The 15,294-nt window shown below is 72.4% G+C and carries 13 protein-coding genes and 1 pseudogene; 10 read left to right on the top strand and 4 right to left on the bottom strand.

Features of this window, described 5'->3' with window-relative positions:
* Positions 1 to 28 precede the first annotated feature (28 nt).
* Positions 29 to 802: a 4-hydroxy-tetrahydrodipicolinate reductase gene (gene dapB / locus ENC19_RS03435; protein WP_164445652.1), complete on the top strand. Its 774-nt coding sequence runs from the start codon at positions 29 to 31 to the stop codon at positions 800 to 802.
* 29 nt (positions 803 to 831) lie between these two features.
* On the opposite strand, the gene ENC19_RS03430 is transcribed toward dapB, so the two are convergent.
* Entirely contained in the window at positions 832 to 1,413 is a 582-nt protein-coding gene (locus ENC19_RS03430) for a GNAT family N-acetyltransferase (RefSeq protein ID WP_164445651.1), read from the bottom strand.
* 35 nt (positions 1,414 to 1,448) lie between these two features.
* Between ENC19_RS03430 and ENC19_RS03425 the strand changes: the two genes are divergently transcribed.
* Entirely contained in the window at positions 1,449 to 2,732 is a 1,284-nt protein-coding gene (locus tag ENC19_RS03425) for a glycosyltransferase family 87 protein (protein ID WP_164445650.1), read from the top strand.
* On the opposite strand, the gene ENC19_RS03420 is transcribed toward ENC19_RS03425, so the two are convergent.
* Entirely contained in the window at positions 2,628 to 3,182 is a 555-nt protein-coding gene (locus tag ENC19_RS03420) for a GNAT family N-acetyltransferase (RefSeq protein WP_164445649.1), read from the bottom strand. The two genes, ENC19_RS03425 and ENC19_RS03420, sit on opposite strands and share 105 nt — an antisense overlap.
* 78 nt (positions 3,183 to 3,260) lie before the next feature.
* On the opposite strand from ENC19_RS03420, the gene ENC19_RS03415 reads away from it, so the two are divergent.
* From ENC19_RS03415 to ENC19_RS03390, 6 genes are all read left to right on the top strand, one after another.
* On the top strand, positions 3,261 to 4,490 hold the full coding sequence (locus tag ENC19_RS03415; RefSeq protein ID WP_164445648.1) for a winged helix-turn-helix domain-containing protein: 1,230 nt from the start codon (positions 3,261 to 3,263) through the stop codon (positions 4,488 to 4,490).
* Entirely contained in the window at positions 4,487 to 5,101 is a 615-nt protein-coding gene (locus ENC19_RS03410; protein WP_408058044.1) for a DUF2752 domain-containing protein, read from the top strand. The genes ENC19_RS03415 and ENC19_RS03410 overlap by 4 nt, the downstream gene beginning before the upstream one ends.
* Before the next feature lie 63 nt (positions 5,102 to 5,164).
* On the top strand, positions 5,165 to 5,908 hold the full coding sequence (gene thyX, locus ENC19_RS03405) for an FAD-dependent thymidylate synthase (RefSeq protein WP_164445984.1): 744 nt from the start codon (positions 5,165 to 5,167) through the stop codon (positions 5,906 to 5,908).
* Between the two features lie 78 nt (positions 5,909 to 5,986).
* Positions 5,987 to 6,913: a 4-hydroxy-tetrahydrodipicolinate synthase gene (gene dapA, locus ENC19_RS03400; RefSeq protein WP_164445647.1), complete on the top strand. Its 927-nt coding sequence runs from the start codon at positions 5,987 to 5,989 to the stop codon at positions 6,911 to 6,913.
* 52 nt (positions 6,914 to 6,965) lie between these two features.
* On the top strand, positions 6,966 to 8,657 hold the full coding sequence (locus ENC19_RS03395) for a ribonuclease J (RefSeq protein WP_164445646.1): 1,692 nt from the start codon (positions 6,966 to 6,968) through the stop codon (positions 8,655 to 8,657).
* A gap of 166 nt (positions 8,658 to 8,823) precedes the next feature.
* Entirely contained in the window at positions 8,824 to 10,008 is a 1,185-nt protein-coding gene (locus ENC19_RS03390) for a S1 family peptidase (RefSeq protein WP_164445645.1), read from the top strand.
* Between the two features lie 47 nt (positions 10,009 to 10,055).
* Here ENC19_RS03390 and ENC19_RS31255 read toward each other — a convergent pair.
* Positions 10,056 to 11,597: pseudogene (locus ENC19_RS31255) on the bottom strand (YbjN domain-containing protein).
* 116 nt (positions 11,598 to 11,713) lie between these two features.
* Entirely contained in the window at positions 11,714 to 12,193 is a 480-nt protein-coding gene (locus ENC19_RS03380) for a YbjN domain-containing protein (RefSeq protein WP_164445644.1), read from the bottom strand.
* A 112-nt stretch (positions 12,194 to 12,305) separates the two neighbouring features.
* Between ENC19_RS03380 and ENC19_RS03375 the strand changes: the two genes are divergently transcribed.
* Both ENC19_RS03375 and ENC19_RS03370 read left to right on the top strand, forming a co-directional pair.
* Positions 12,306 to 14,756 (top strand): FtsK/SpoIIIE family DNA translocase, encoded by a 2,451-nt coding sequence (locus ENC19_RS03375; RefSeq protein ID WP_164445643.1) that lies wholly within the window; start codon positions 12,306 to 12,308, stop codon positions 14,754 to 14,756.
* Positions 14,749 to 15,126, top strand: a complete 378-nt coding sequence (locus ENC19_RS03370; RefSeq protein ID WP_164445642.1) for a VOC family protein — start codon at positions 14,749 to 14,751, stop codon at positions 15,124 to 15,126. The genes ENC19_RS03375 and ENC19_RS03370 overlap by 8 nt, the downstream gene beginning before the upstream one ends.
* Positions 15,127 to 15,294 lie beyond the last annotated feature (168 nt).

The following is a 15,294-nucleotide window of genomic DNA, read 5'->3' as shown; positions in this document are numbered from 1 at the left end:
GCGTCCCGATTGGGATAGGTTGTGCCGCGTGACTGACGAGCAGGAGAAGAGCGCCACCGAGTCGATCAGGGTCGGCGTGCTGGGCGCCAGTGGTCGGATGGGTGCCGAGGTGTGCCGGGCCGTCGAGGCGGCCGCCGACATGAAACTGGTCGCGACGGTCGACCAGGACGACTGGTTGGCGAACGCCGCCGAGGCCGGCGCGGAGGTGCTCGTCGACTTCACCACTCCCGACGTCGTGCTGGACAACCTGCACTGGTGCATCGACCAGGGGATCCACGCGGTGGTCGGCACCAGCGGTTTCACCGAACAGCGGATCGAACAGGTACGCGGCTGGCTGGCCGGCCGGCCCGACGTGGGGGTGGTGATCGCCCCCAACTTCGGTCTCGGCGCGGTGCTGATGATGCAGTTCGCCGCGCGTGCCGCCCGCTACTTCGAATCGGTCGAGATCATCGAGCAGCACCATCCGCGCAAGCTCGACGCGCCCAGCGGCACCGCCATGCACACCGCGCGCCTGGTCGCGGCGGCCCGCGCCGAGGCCGGCCTCGGTCCGGCACCGGATGCCACCAAGGACGAGATCGCCGGTGCCCGGGGTGCCGAGGTCGACGGGGTACGGGTGCACGCCGTGCGGGCCACCGGGCTGGTCGCCCACCAGGAGGTGCTCTTCGGCGCCACCGGCGAGACCCTGACCATCCGGCACGACTCGTACGACCGGGTCTCGTTCATGCCGGGCGTGCTGCTCGCGGTACGCGCGGTGCGCAACCGTCCGGGCCTGACCCTCGGCCTGGACGCCCTGCTCGACTGAGCGCGGCCGAGGCGGGCCGGACGGATCGGTCAGCCGGCCGGCGGCGGTTCCGTGGGGACGGCGACGTGCAGGCGTAGCTGGGGGACCAGCATGTCGTCGACGTCCAGCGCGCGTCCCGCGCCGTCGGGGGCCCAGCCGGCGGTGGTGAGGAACTTCCGGGACGCCTGGTCACCCTCGAACACCCACGCCACCGCCCGGTCGAAGCCTGACTCCCGCCACAGGTCGACGCTGGCGGCGAGCAGCCGGGAGCCGTGTCCGCGCCGGCCCCAGCGCGGCTCGACCAGCAGGTCGGTCACCGCCACCACGTCCGCGCCGAGCGCGTCGGCCGGTTCGTTCGGGGCCAGCGCCTCGGCATCGGCCGGGCCGGAGGCGGCGAAACCCACCAGATACGATTGCTCGGCCTGTTCGACGGCGACAAGCACCCGGTGGGTGTCGCCGGGCGGCTGGCGCACCGCGGCGTCCCAGCGCTCGGCCAGCGACGCCTCGTCGAGGTCGTTCAGCACGTCCCGGGGCAGCAGTCGCCGGTAGGCGACCCGCCAGGTGGCGAGCTGGATGCGGGCGATCTCGGCGGCGTCCTCCGGACGCGCCGGGCGGACGTACCCGAGACTCATGGCACGACAGCCTACGCAGGGCGAGGGAGGCGACGGTGGCGCAGGGTGCCAGGCGGACGGTGGGACAGGTCGCCGCGGTCGTGGTCCTCGCCGTCGCGGTGGCCGGGTTCCTGTCCGTGGCGGCCGTCCGGCACGGATTCTTCGACCTGCAGGTCTACCGGGGTGCCCTGGTCTGGTGGGTGCACGACGGCGGGGAGATCTACGACTACCTCAAGCCGGGCACCCAGTACGGCTTCACGTACCCACCCTTCGCCGCCCTGGTGATGCTGCCGATGGCGTACCTGTCCTGGCACGCCGCGATCGTGGTGAGCGTGGCCGCCGGCGTGCTGACCAGCGCGGTGCTGGTCTGGTGGCTGCTGGATCCGGTGTCCCGGCGCGTCGGTTGGACCCGCTGGTTCGCCTTCGCGGTGGCGCTGTGCCTGGTCGCCGCCTTCGAACCGATGCGCGAGACGATCAACTTCGGCCAGGTCAATACGCTGCTGCTCTTCCTGGTGGCGGTGGATCTGCTCCGGCTGCTGCCGGGCGGCAACAGATGGGCCGGGATCGGCATCGGCCTGGCCACCGCGATCAAACTCACGCCGGGCATCTTCATCGTCTACCTGCTGGTGACCCGACGATGGCGCGCCGCGGTGACCGCGTCGGGCACCGCGACCGCCGCGACCGTGCTGGCCGCCGCGCTGTTCCCGGACGCCTCCCGGGAGTTCTGGACCAGCGCTCTGTGGAACACCGGGCGCGTCGGTGAGCTGGCCTTCGTCTCCAACCAGTCGCTGCGCGGCGTGGTGGCCCGGCTCGACCCGGAGAGTCCCAGCACGCTGGCCTGGCTGCTGCTGGTCGCCGGGACGCTGGTGCTCTGGGCGTGGCGGTCCCGCGTCGCGGCGTCCGTCGGCGACGAGGCCACCGGGCTGGCCCTGACCGGCGCGGTGATGTGCCTGGTCAGTCCGGTCACCTGGGTGCATCACCTGGTCTGGCTGTTGCCGGGCCTGCTGCTGCTGGTGGACCGCGGTATGGCCGCCCCGCCGGGCGGCCGGCGCCGCGTCCTGCTGGCCTGCGCGGCCGTCGGGTACGCGTTCCTGACCAGCCGGATCGTCTGGGCGTGGGAGGAGGACTTCACCGGCCTCGACGGTTTCCTGTTCGGCAACACCTACGTCTGGATCAGTCTGGCGCTGCTGGTCTTCCTGCCGGTACACCGGGTCGTGCCCCGGTCGCCGTCGGCCTCAGCCACCGTCGAGCCGGCCGCTGTACCGCAGTTCGACAAGCTCGATCGCCGGTCGGCCGCCGGACAACGGCACCGGATAGGTCGACCGCTCACCGTCCGGTGACAACCCGGCACGCGCGTAGAACCGGCGGGCCCGGTCGTTGGCCGCCAGCACCCAGAGCCGGTACTGCGCCCAGCCGGACTCACGCAGGCCCGACCGGGCCGCCGCGAACAGGGCCCGAGCGGTGCCGTCACCCCAGTGCTCAGGCGTGACGTAGAGGCTGACCACCTCGCCGTACGCCGGGTCGAGGTCGCCGCGATCCTGGTCGTTGCGGTACGGCCCGAAGGTGGCGAACCCGACGAGCGTGCCGTGCTCCTCGGCCAGCAGGGTGGTGAACGGGTGGTCCGGGTCGGCGGTGCCGAGGGCCCGCCGGCGCTGCGCCCAGGCGACCGGGTTGAGCCGGTCGAGCACCTCGTCCGGCATGATTCCGGCGTAGCCGGCCTGCCAGCCGCGCACGTGCACCCGGGCCACCGCCTCGGCGTCGTCGGGCTGCTCACGGCGAATGCAGGGCATGTACGTAGTTCTAGGCCGCCGGGGCGGGCAGGTCCAGTGTCCGCACCGATGTCGTACGTCTGCCGTAGCCTGCCTGCGATGGCCGCACCGGAATCGCTCTCGCTCGCCCAGGCCCGCCGCGTCGCGCTGGCCGCACAGGGCTTCGCCGATCCGGCGCCCACCGGGGCGCCCACCCGCCGGCACCTGCGTCGGGTGCTCGACCGGATCGGGTTGATCCAGATGGATTCGGTGAACGTCCTGCAACGGGCGCACTACCTGCCGCTCTACAGCCGGCTCGGGCCCTATCCCACCACCCTGCTCGACTCCGCCGCCTACCGCCGCCCCCGCGAGTTGTTCGAGTACTGGGGCCACGAGGCGTCGTTGGTGCCGGTCGTCCTGCATCCGGCGCTGCGCTGGCGGATGGCGAGGGCGCACACCGACGCCTGGGGTGGGATGCGCCGCATCGCCGCCGAGCAGCCCGCCCTGGTCGCCTGGGTGCGCGACGAGGTGGCCGCCCGGGGGCCGCTGACCGTGGCCGAGATCGAGCACGACGCGCCCCGCCAGACCGGGAACTGGGGGTGGAACTGGTCGGCGGTCAAGCAGGCCCTGGAATATCTCTTCTGGGCCGGCGAGGTGTGCGCGGCACAACGCACCGGTTCCTTCGCCCGCCGCTACGACCTGCCGGAACGGGTGCTGCCGGCGGAGGTGCTGGACGCGCCGACGCCGTCCGACGCACAGGCGTACCGCACCCTGGTGGCGATCGCGGCCCGGTCGCTCGGGGTGGCCGCGGAGCCGGAGCTGCGCGACTATTTCCGGCTGCCGGTGGCCGGCGCGCGGCGGGCCATCGCCGACCTGGTCGAGGCGGGGGAGCTGCGACCGGTCACGGTGCAGGGGTGGCGGCAGCCGGCCTGGTTGCACGCCGAGGCCCGGCTACCCCGCTGGGTACGCGGCAACGGCCTGGTGAGCCCCTTCGACCCGCTGGTCTGGGAACGCGCCCGCACCGAACGACTGTTCAACTTCAGCTACCGCATCGAGATCTACGTGCCCGCGCCGCAGCGTGTGCACGGCTACTACGTGCTGCCGTTCCGCCAGGGGGACCGCTTCACCGCCCGGGTCGACCTGAAGGCGGACCGCAAGTCCGGAGTGCTGCTGGTGCCGGCCGCGTGGGTGGAGCCGGGTGCCGACCCGGGAGAGACGGCGCTCGCCCTCGCCGCCGAGCTGTACCGCCTGGCCGGCTGGCTCGACCTGGACGCGGTGGCCCCGCCGGCCGCCGGTGACCTCGCGGCGCCGCTGGCCGCCGCGTTGGTGGGCGTTGCCGGTGTACGGTGAGGCTCGTGACGAGCGTTGACCGACCGGACGCCCAGCCGCGGCCCGACCTGCACGGCGAGCACCCCAATGGTGACCCGGACGGTCACCCGTCCGGTTGGCCGGCGGGTGCGGCGCCGCAGGGCGACTGGCCGGCTGGTTACCCGGCCGGCTATCCGGTGGCCGAGTCCGACCGTCTCACCCGGTTTGTGCAACGGGCGCACGCCCGCACGCCGCGCTGGGTGGTGCCGTTGGCCGCGGTCGGCTGTGTCGCCGCCGGCATCGGGTACACGCTGCTCAGCGATCCCACCCGCTCCGCGCCCGACGCCCTGCCGACCTGCCTGCTCAAGCTGACCACCGGGCTGGACTGCCCGGGGTGCGGCGGCACCCGTGCCCTCTGGTACGTGCTGCACGCCGACCTGCCGGCCGCCGCCCGCCACCACTTCCTCTTCGTCTTCGCGCTGCCCTTCCTGGCGTACCTCTTCGTCGCCTGGGCCGGTCGGCAGGCGTTCGGTTGGCGGCTGCCCGAGCTGCGCATCGGTCCGAAGCTGGTCGGCGGCTTCCTCGCCGCCTGGCTCGCCTTCTCGGTGGTCCGCAACCTGCCGTGGCCACCCTTCACCGCCCTCTACGTGTAGCGGCCCGGACCGGCGTTTTCTGCTCGTCGGTGGGTCTCGGCTACAGTCCCAGGAATGCCGGAGATGGTGCAGCCCCAGGTCAAGCTGATCGCGTGGACACACTTCGATCCACCGGAGGACGTGCCGTGGTCGACCGACGCCGACGGGGGGCAGGCGCTCGCGGAGTTCGCCGGGCGGGCCTGCTACCAGAGCTGGAAGAAGCCGAATCCGGCGACGGCCACCAACGCCGGCTACCTGGCGCACATTCTGGAGGTCGGGCACCTCTCGGTGCTGGAGCACGGCTCGGTGAGCTTCTACTTCAGCGGCGTGTCCCGCTCGTTCACCCATGAGCTGATCCGGCACCGGCACTTCTCGTACTCGCAGCTGTCACAGCGGTACGTGCCGGAGCGGGACGCCGCGATGGTGGAGCCGACGGTCATCGCCGAGGACCCGGAGCTGCACAAGCGGTTCGTCGAGGCCGCCGAGGCGAGCGTACGGGCCTACAACGATCTGCTGGAGGGGCTGGAACGTCGCTTCGCCGACGTGACGAACCCGACCCTGCGGCGCAAGCAGGCCCGCCAGGCGGCCCGGGCGGTGCTCCCGAACGCCACCGAGACCCGCATCGTGGTGACCGGCAACTACCGGGCCTGGCGGCACTTCGTCGGCATGCGCGCCACCGAGCACGCCGACGTGGAGATCCGTGAGCTGGCGGTGGAGTGCCTGCGGCAGTTGCAGCGGGTCGCGCCGAACGTCTTCGCGGACTTCACCATCACGACGCTGCCCGACGGCACGGAGGTGGCGCAGAGCCCGCACGCCGAGGCGTCCTGACCGGTTGCGGACCGCCCGCCCGGGGGTGGTGAGCCCTTCCCCGGTGGCCGGCCGTCGGCCGTCCGATAGGTTGTCACCATGACGCACGACCACCTCGACGCTCCGGTCCGAACGGCCTCCCGTCCGTTCGGCCGGGTGCTCACGGCCATGGTGACCCCGTTCACCGCCGACGGGGCGCTCGACCTCGACGGAGCGGCGCGGCTGGCGGATCATCTGGTCACCGAGCAGGGCAACGACGCGTTGGTGGTCAACGGCACCACCGGCGAGTCACCGACCACCACGGACGCCGAGAAGGAACGCCTGATCCGGGCCGTGGTGGAGGCCGTCGGCGACCGGGCCCGGGTGGTGGCCGGGGTCGGCACCAACGACACCCGACACACCATCGAGCTGGCGACCTCGGCGGAGAAGGCCGGCGCCCACGGGCTGCTGGTGGTCACGCCGTACTACAACAAGCCGCCGCAGACCGGTCTGCTGCACCACTTCACGGCGGTGGCCGAGGTCACCGGGCTGCCGGTGATGCTCTACGACATCCCGCACCGCTCCGGTGTGGCGATCGAGACCGAGACCCTGGTCCAGCTCGCCGAGCACGGTCGGATCGTCGCGGTCAAGGACGCCAAGGGCGACCTGACGGCGACGAGCTGGGTGACCAGCCGGGCCGAGCTGGCGTACTACAGCGGCGAGGACTCGCTCACCCTGCCCGCCCTGGCCGTCGGCTGCGTCGGCGTGGTGGGCACCTCCACGCACTTCACGGGCGCCGAGACCAAGCGGATGATCGAGGCGTTCGACACGGGGGACACGGCCACCGCACTGGCGCTGCACCGCCGCCTGCTACCGCTGTTCACGGGGATCTTCCGTACCCAGGGCGTGATCCTGGTCAAGGCGGGCCTGACGGTGCAGGGCCTGCCTGGCGGGCCGGTCCGACCGCCGTTGGTGGACGCCACCGACGGCGAGATCGCCCAGCTGCGCGCTGACTGCGTGGCGGCGGGCCTGCCGCTCCCTGAATGATCAAACGACACGACGGACGCCGGGTGACGGCGTCGCAGAATGAGGTGAACGCGTGACCGAGGCGCACAACGAGGAGGCCCAACTTCCACCGCCGCTGCCGGAGGGCGGACTGCGGATCATACCGCTCGGCGGGCTCGGCGCCATCGGCCGGAACATGACCGTCTTCGAGTACGACGGCAAGCTGCTGGTCGTCGACTGCGGCGTGCTCTTCCCGGACGTGGAACAGCCCGGTGTCGACCTGATCCTGCCGGACTTCGGACCGATCCTCGATCGGCTCGGCGACATCCAGGCGATCGTGCTGACACACGGTCACGAGGATCACATCGGCGCGGTGCCCTACCTGCTCGCCCACAAGCCCGACATCCCGCTGGTCGGCTCGCAGTTCACCCTCGCGCTGGTGGAGGCGAAGCTGGCCGAGCGGCGCATCCAGCCGTACACGCTCACGGTGCGGGAGGGCGGTCGGGAGCGACTGGGTCCGTTCGAGTGCGAGTTCTTCGCCGTGAACCACTCGATTCCCGACGCGCTCGCGGTGGCCATCCGGACCCCGGCCGGGCTGGTGCTGCACACCGGCGACTTCAAGATGGACCAGCTGCCGCTGGACGGTCGCATCACCGACCTGGCCGGCTTCGCCCGGCTCGGCGCCGAGGGCGTGGACCTGCTGTTGTCGGACTCCACGAACGCGGAGATCCCGGGCTTCGTCACGCCCGAGCGGGAGATCGGCCCGGTCCTCGACTCGATCTTCGCCAAGGCCCGGGGCCGGATCATCGTGGCCTCGTTCGCCTCCCACGTGCACCGGGTGCAGCAGGTCTTCGACTCGGCCGCCGAGCACGGCCGCAAGGTCGCCCTGATCGGCCGGTCGATGGTCCGCAACATGGGCATCGCCCGGGATCTCGGCCTGCTGAACATTCCACCCGGCCTGGTCGTCGGGCTGGACGAGGCGACCTCGATGCCGCCCGAGCGGATCGTGCTGATGTCCACCGGTTCGCAGGGCGAGCCGATGAGCGCGCTGGGCCGGATGGCCAGTGGCGACCACCGGCACATCACCATCGCGCCCGGTGACACCGTGGTACTCGCCTCGTCGCTGGTGCCGGGGAACGAGACCTCCGTCTACCGGGTGATCAACCGACTGGCCCGGGCCGGTGCGGTGGTCGTGCACAAGGACGTGGCGAAGGTGCACGTCTCCGGGCACGCCCCGGCCGGGGAACTGCTCTACCTGCTCAACGTGGTCCGGCCCAGCAACCTGATGCCGGTGCACGGCGAGTGGCGGCACCTGCGGGCCCACGCCCGGCTGGGCATCGAGTCCGGCGTGGCGGCGGACCGGGTGGTGCTCTGCGAGGACGGCGACGTGGTCGACCTGGTGGAGGGGCGGGCCAGCCTGGTGGGCCACGTCAAGAGCCGGTACGTCTACGTCGACGGCCTGGCCGTCGGTGACGTGAGTGAGTCACTGCTGACCGAGCGGCGCATCCTCGGTGACGGTGGCTTCATCGCCGCCACCGTGGTGGTGGACTCGGTCACCGGCAAGGTGGTCGCCGGCCCGACCGTCTCGGCCAAGGGCTTCTCGGAGGATCAGGCGGCGTTCAACGCGGTGATCCCGCTGGTGACCGAGGCGCTCAACCGGGCCGCCGCGGACGGGATCACCGACCCGCACCAGCTTCAGCAGATCGTCCGGCGCACCGTGGGTCGCTGGGTCAACGACGCCTACCGTCGTCGTCCGATGATCGTTCCTACCGTGGTCGAGGTCTGAACACCGGACGTACCGGACCGACTCCGGTGGGCCACCACACCCCGGCGGGTGGTGGCCCATCGGCGTCAGTAGATCGATTTATAACGTGCGAGTTCAACCGTTCGAGCGGTTTGCCCGTACTCCGAGCCGGCAGGCGTGACCGCGCCGGCCGGGAGGAGCGTGGCGGATGGACCGCAGACGATTGACAGCCATCGGTGTCGTGGTGGCGGCCGTGGGCGCGGCGGCGGCCGTCGCCCTGCCGTCGTTCGCCGGTGACGGTGGCGCGCCGGCCGGCGCACCGGCCAGCGGGGTGGTCGAGGGCGCCGACCCGGACGTGGTCGAGGCGATGCGTCGGGACCTGCGGTTGAACGACTCGCAGGTGGCCGCCCGACTGAAGACCGAACGCTGGGCCTCCGGGGTGGTCGACCAGCTCCGGACGGACCTTGGCGCGGCCTACGGCGGCAGCTGGCTCAGCGCCGACGGCAGCGAACTCAACGTGGCGGTCGCCGACGCGGCCCAGGCGCGGCGGGTCCGGGCCGCCGGTGCGGTGCCGAAGGTGGTCGAGCGTGGGGTCGGCCAGCTCGACACCCTCAAGAGCCGGATGGACCGTACCGCCGCCCGGGCCCAGCAGGTCTCCGGCTGGTACGTCGACGTCGCCTCGAACAGCGTGGTGGTGCTCGCCGAGCCGGGCGCCGAGGCGGCCGGTTGGCGTTTCGTGGCCCGCGCCGGCGTGCCGCGAACCGCGGTGCGGATGGCCACCGAGGAGCAGCCCCGGCTCTTCGCCGACGTACGCGGCGGTGAGCCCTACTTCATCGGTAGCGGCCGTTGCTCGGTCGGCTTCGCGGTGGTCGGCGGCTTCGTCACCGCTGGTCACTGCGGGCGGGTCGGTGCCCGCACCACCGGTGCCGACCGGGCACCGCAGGGCGTCTTCCGGGCCTCGTCCTTCCCCGGTGACGACTGGGCCTTCGTGCAGGTCAACAACAACACCAGGGTGCTGCCGGAGGTGACCGACTTCCGCGGCGGGGTGGCCCGGGTGGCCGGTTCACAGGAGGTGCCGGTGGGCTCGTCGATCTGCCGCTCCGGTTCCACCACGGGGGTGCGGTGCGGCACGGTGCAGGCCCGCAACGCCACCGTCCGTTACCCGGAAGGGCTGGTGGGCGGCCTGGTACGGACCAACGTCTGCGCCGAGCCCGGTGACTCCGGCGGCTCCTGGATCTCGGGCAACCAGGCGCAGGGCGTGACCTCCGGTGGCTCCGGCGACTGCGTCCGCGGCGGCACCACCTTTTACCAGCCGGTCAACGAGATCCTCCAGCGCAACAACCTGACCCTGCTCACCACGCAGAACTTCCGCGCCCTGAGCAGCCGGCGCTGATCCGTCGATCCCGGTCGGGTGCTGTTCCGCGCCCGACCGGGTCAGGATCAGGGCAGGGCGGTGACCGCCGCCGCGTACGCGACGCCGGTGCGGATCGCCGCGTCGACGAGCACCGCGACCTGATCCGGGGCGACCCCGTATGCCAGGTCGGTGGTCACCTCGCCGGCCAGCACCAGCTCACCGTCGCCCGGATCGTGCGCGTACGCCTTGGGCAGCAGCCGGTCCCGGTTCCAGGCGTTGCAGAAGGCGTACGCCTCCGTGCGCCGGGTCGCCGCCAGCCGACGCCCGGCCACCACCCGGGCGTGCAGGATGTCCTGGTGCGCCCCGGCCCGCCGGAACTGGATCACCGCGTCATCCCAGCGTCCGAGCACCGTGCCGGCGGGGTCGACGGTGTAGTCGTCCCCGCGCCGGTCCAGCGCCTCGGTGATCATTGACACGGTCAACGCGCCGATCTCGTCCACGGCCATCCCGGAGGTACCACCGAGCGACGTCGACCGGCCAGCGGGGCCGTCGGGTTCCCCGTCCGGCCCGAACTCGTCGTCGGACCCGAACTCCTCGTCGGCGGGCAGCGGCACCGCCGGGGCGAGTGGACGCTCGGCCAGCCAGGCCGCCATCCGACCGGACTGGTGCCCGGTGCCGTTGCGGGCGTCGAAGCTGCCGGCCAGCGTGGTCGCGACGGCGAGCAGTTCGGCACCGAGCTGAGTCGCCGTGACCTCGGCGGCCGGTCGCCCACGGTACGCCGGCCGGCGTACCATCCGGCCGGCGTCCGCCTCGCCCGCCAGGCCGCAGACCAACGCACCCGCCGCGGCGAACTCCATCACGGACAGGTCCTCGTGTGGGGCGTCCAGTCGGGGCAGCTGCTCGACGACGATCTCCAAACCGCGGTCGAGGTGCCCACCGAGTGCACAGAAGCGCAGGTGATTGGCGAGGTGGCCGAACCCGTCGGGCTCCGTCCGATGTCGCCGGTACGCCCGCATGTGCGCGTGGCCCGCCTGCTCCGGCCGGCCGGCCCGCAACCAGGGCAGCAGCGCCGCGGTCAGGGCCGCCTCGGGCTGGGCGGTGCAGCCGGCCGGCGCGTCGAGCAGCGGATCGAGCACGTCGAGCGCCGCGGTCCAGTCGCCCCAGCCGGCCAGTAGCCGCGCCTGCCGTACCGGCAGGCAGTCGGGGCACCCGGCGGCCGGGTCGGTGCCGCGACCCGCCACCGGGCCAGCCAGCGTCGGGCGGCGGGCTCGTCACCCACGTGGTCGGCGATCCGGCACCGCAGCTGCGCCACCAGCGCCGTGTTCGTCTCGCCCCCGCGCCGACGAGCCCGTCCAGCAGGCCGTGCGCCTGGTCCAGGCCGATGCGAGGGGTGCCGAGCAGCGCCTCGACGGCGTACCGCCGGTAGCGCGGCGCAGCGTGTCGTCGTCCGTCTCCGCCGCGCGCAGGCACCGTTGCACGGGCTCGAACAGCCGCCACCGCTCGCCGCCGCGCAGGTGCGTCTCGACCAGCTCGCACCAGGCGTCCAGCGCCGTGTGTCGATCACCGTCCGCCTCGGCGAGGGCGGCAACCCGTTCCAACTCGCCGACGCGCAGCTCGCCGTCGGGCATGTCCCGGGCGTCGGCGAGGGCGTCGGCAATTCGCTGCTCGGCGCGTACGCCGTCGGCCGGACCGGCGGTGCCTCGCACCCGGCTGCGGCTGCGGCGGGCGCCGGGGAGCGGCCCCGTCACGGGTGCTCCGTCCCCGCCAGCCGGCCGACCTCGGCGGCCAGCCGGCAGCCGGCCGAGATGCCCCGGTCGAGCAGCCGGTCCAGCTGGTGCGGAGTGACGCCGCGTTCCAGGTCCGTGATGGCCTCACCGCAGACCCGGGCCTGACCGGCGTCGTCGACGTGCACGAACGCCTTCGGCCAGAACCGGTCGCGGTTCCAGGTGTTGCAGAAGTCGTGCAGCCACGGCACGTCCTCCACGGGGAAGGCGTGGGCGGCGACCGTGCGTACCTGGAGCAGTTCCCCGGCGTCTCCGGCGCGGAGGAACCAGATGTGCCCCTGTGCCCACCTGCCCACGAGCGCCCCGTCGGCATCGGCGGCCACGGTGTGACCGCGATGGGTCAGCACGGCGGCGACGAGATCCCGCGTCAACGGCCGGAGCGTCGACGGATGACCCGCCAACGGGTCGTCGGCACGGTCCTCGAATTCCGGCGACCCCATCGGACACTCCCTCGCGAGGCGAATATCACGGCAGGCGGCGGTGACCGCGCTGCGACACGCGGAGCGACCAGGATGACCGGCCAATCACCCGGCCCGCCGTTACGGTGATGCTATGGCGGGCCGTACCCCTCAGGCGAGTCGGCGGCGCGGCGCGTCGCCGCGTGGCGGCACGAACAGCCGTGCCCGTCAGCCGGCCAAGAAGACCACCCGTACGCCGGCGCGGCGGCGCACCTCGACGAGAGGGCCGGGCCTCGCCGCGTACGTCGGTCGGGCCGTCCAGGCATTGTGGATGGGCCTGGCCCACGGGGTCGGCTGGGTGGTCCGCGCGGCTGGCCGGCAGGCCGCCTCGGCCCGCGACCTCGACCCGGAACACCGCCGCGACGGCGCGGGCCTGCTGCTCATCGGCCTCGCCCTGCTCGGTGCGGGTGCCATCTGGTTCTCCGCGGCCGGTCCGGTCGGTGCCCGACTGGCCGACACCGTGCGGCTCTTCCTCGGCGCGATCTCCATCGTGGTGCCGGTCCTGCTGGGCATCGGTGCGTGGCGGCTGATGCGGCAGCCCGGCGATCCCGAGCACCGGGGGCGCGGACTGGTCGGCTGGGGTTCCATGCTGGTCTCCACCGCGGCGCTGCTGCACATCGGCCAGCAGCCGGCCGGCCCGGGTGAGCGGGATTTCGCCGGTGGGCTGATCGGCGCGGGCGTGGGCAGCGTGCTGGAGCGCGCGGTGACCGCCTGGGTGGCGGTGCCGCTGCTGGTCCTGTTGCTGGTGTTCGGGCTGCTGGTGGTGACCGCGACCCCGATCAACAAGATTCCCGAGCGGCTCGGTCTGCTGGCCGGCGGGGTGATCGGGCAGGACGAGGCGGAGCCGGCGGAGGCGTCCGCGACGCCGACCCGGCGGCGACCCACCAAGCGGGTGCCCCCGCCGGTCGACCCGGACGAGTTCGACGACCTGGACGGCGCGGACCTGCAGGAGACCATGGTCCTGCCGCGCAAGGCGCCGTCGCGGGTGCCGGCCAGTCGCAAGCCCGCCGAGCCGCCGGAGCACTCGCCCGCGCCGACCCGGGCCGAGCAGCTCGCGCTGACCGGTCTGGCCGGCGACTACACGCTGCCCCCGTCCAACATGCTCGGCAGCGGGGCCGCCCCGAAGACCCGCAGCAAGGCCAACGACGAGGTGATCGCGGCGCTCACCGGCGTCTTCGACCAGTTCGACGTCGACGCGGCGGTCACCGGCTTCACCCGGGGGCCGACGGTGACCCGCTACGAGGTCGAGCTGGGCCACGGGGTGAAGGTCGAGCGGATCACCCAGCTCTCCCGCAACATCGCGTACGCGGTGAAGTCGCCCGACGTACGCATCCTGAGCCCGATCCCGGGCAAGAGCGCGGTGGGTGTGGAGATCCCGAACACCGACCCGGAGAACGTGGCGCTGGGTGACGTGCTGCGGTCGCGCGCCGCCACCAGTGACCACCATCCGATGGTGGTCGCCCTCGGCAAGGACATCGAGGGCGGCTACGTGGTGGCCAACCTGGCGAAGATGCCGCACATCCTGATCGCGGGAGCCACCGGCGCGGGTAAGTCGAGCTGCCTGAACAGCCTGCTCATGTCCATCCTGACCCGGGCGACGCCGGACGAGGTGCGGCTGCTGCTGATCGACCCGAAGCGGGTCGAGATGACCGGCTACGAGGGCATCCCGCACCTGGTCACCCCGATCGTGACCAACGCCAAGAAGGCGGCCGACTCGCTGGAGTGGGTCGTCCGTGAGATGGACATGCGCTACGACGACCTCGCCGCGAACGGGGTCCGGCACATCGACGACTTCAACCGGAAGGTCCGCAACGGCGAGATCAAGGCGCCGCCGGGCAGTGAGCGCGAGATGCGCCCGTACCCGTACCTGCTGGTGATCGTGGACGAGTTGGCCGACCTGATGATGGTCGCCCCCCGCGACGTCGAGGATTCGATCGTGCGGATCACCCAGCTCGCCCGGGCCGCTGGCATCCACCTGGTGCTCGCCACCCAACGGCCCTCGGTCGACGTGGTGACCGGCCTGATCAAGGCCAACGTGCCGTCCCGGCTGGCGTTCGCCACGTCGTCGCTGGCCGATTCCCGGGTCATCCTCGACCAGCCGGGCGCGGAGAAGCTGCTCGGCCGGGGTGACGGGCTGTTCCTGCCGATGGGCGCCTCGAAGCCGGTGCGGATCCAGGGTGCCTGGGTCACCGAGCGCGAGATCAACGATGTGGTCAAGTTCTGCAAGGACCAGCGGGAGCCGGAGTTCCGCCCGGACGTGCTGACCCCCGCGCAGGACAGCAAGAAGAAGATCGACGAGGACATCGGCGACGACCTGGACCTGCTGGTGCAGGCGGTCGAACTGGTGGTCACCTCGCAGTTCGGCTCGACCTCGATGCTGCAACGCAAGTTGCGGGTCGGCTTCGCCAAGGCGGGCCGGCTGATGGACCTGATGGAGACCCGGGGCGTGGTCGGCCCGTCGGAGGGCTCCAAGGCACGTGACGTGCTGGTCAAGCCGGACGAGTTGGAAGAGGTGCTGGAGGGCCTGCGGGGCGGCGATGGCTGAGCCGACGGCACTGGCCAGCGAGCTGTTTCCGATCATCACGGCCGCCGACCTCGACGCCGCACTGCGCTTCTACGAGGGGCTGCTGGGCGGCCGGGTCGAGTACCGCTTCCCGGAGACCGGGGAGGCCGCGTACGTCTCGCTGCGCTTCGGCGACGGCCAGCTGGGCATCGGGCGGCAGGAGGCCGGTGAGCAGCCCGCCGGCCCGGTAACCCTCTGGGTGTACGTCGCGGACTGCGCCGCGGCGCTGGCCCGGCTGGTCGGGGCGGGCGTGGAGGTGCTCGCCGAGCCGCAGACGCAGCCGTGGGGTGAGCGGATGGCGATCGTCCGCGACCCGGACGGCAACCGGGTCCTGGTCGCCGACCACGGCTGACCAACCTACGTTACTCAAGGTGAATCCCTGCCCGGCAACTCACCCTACCCCTCTGCTCCCTTTGCTCTGCTTCAATATACGCAACGGTCACCGAAGGTAACGGTCGATCGTCCGCCGGTGGCGAGGTGCATCATCATCGCCGCAGTTCACAAGCTGTTGCGTGGGTTG

It is taken from the genome of Verrucosispora sioxanthis, from assembly GCF_010560025.1.
In the GTDB taxonomy this organism is placed as follows: domain Bacteria; phylum Actinomycetota; class Actinomycetes; order Mycobacteriales; family Micromonosporaceae; genus Micromonospora; species Micromonospora palythoicola.
The sequence above is the reverse complement of the archived record's forward strand: the minus strand, read 5'-3'. Positions and strand labels throughout refer to the sequence as shown.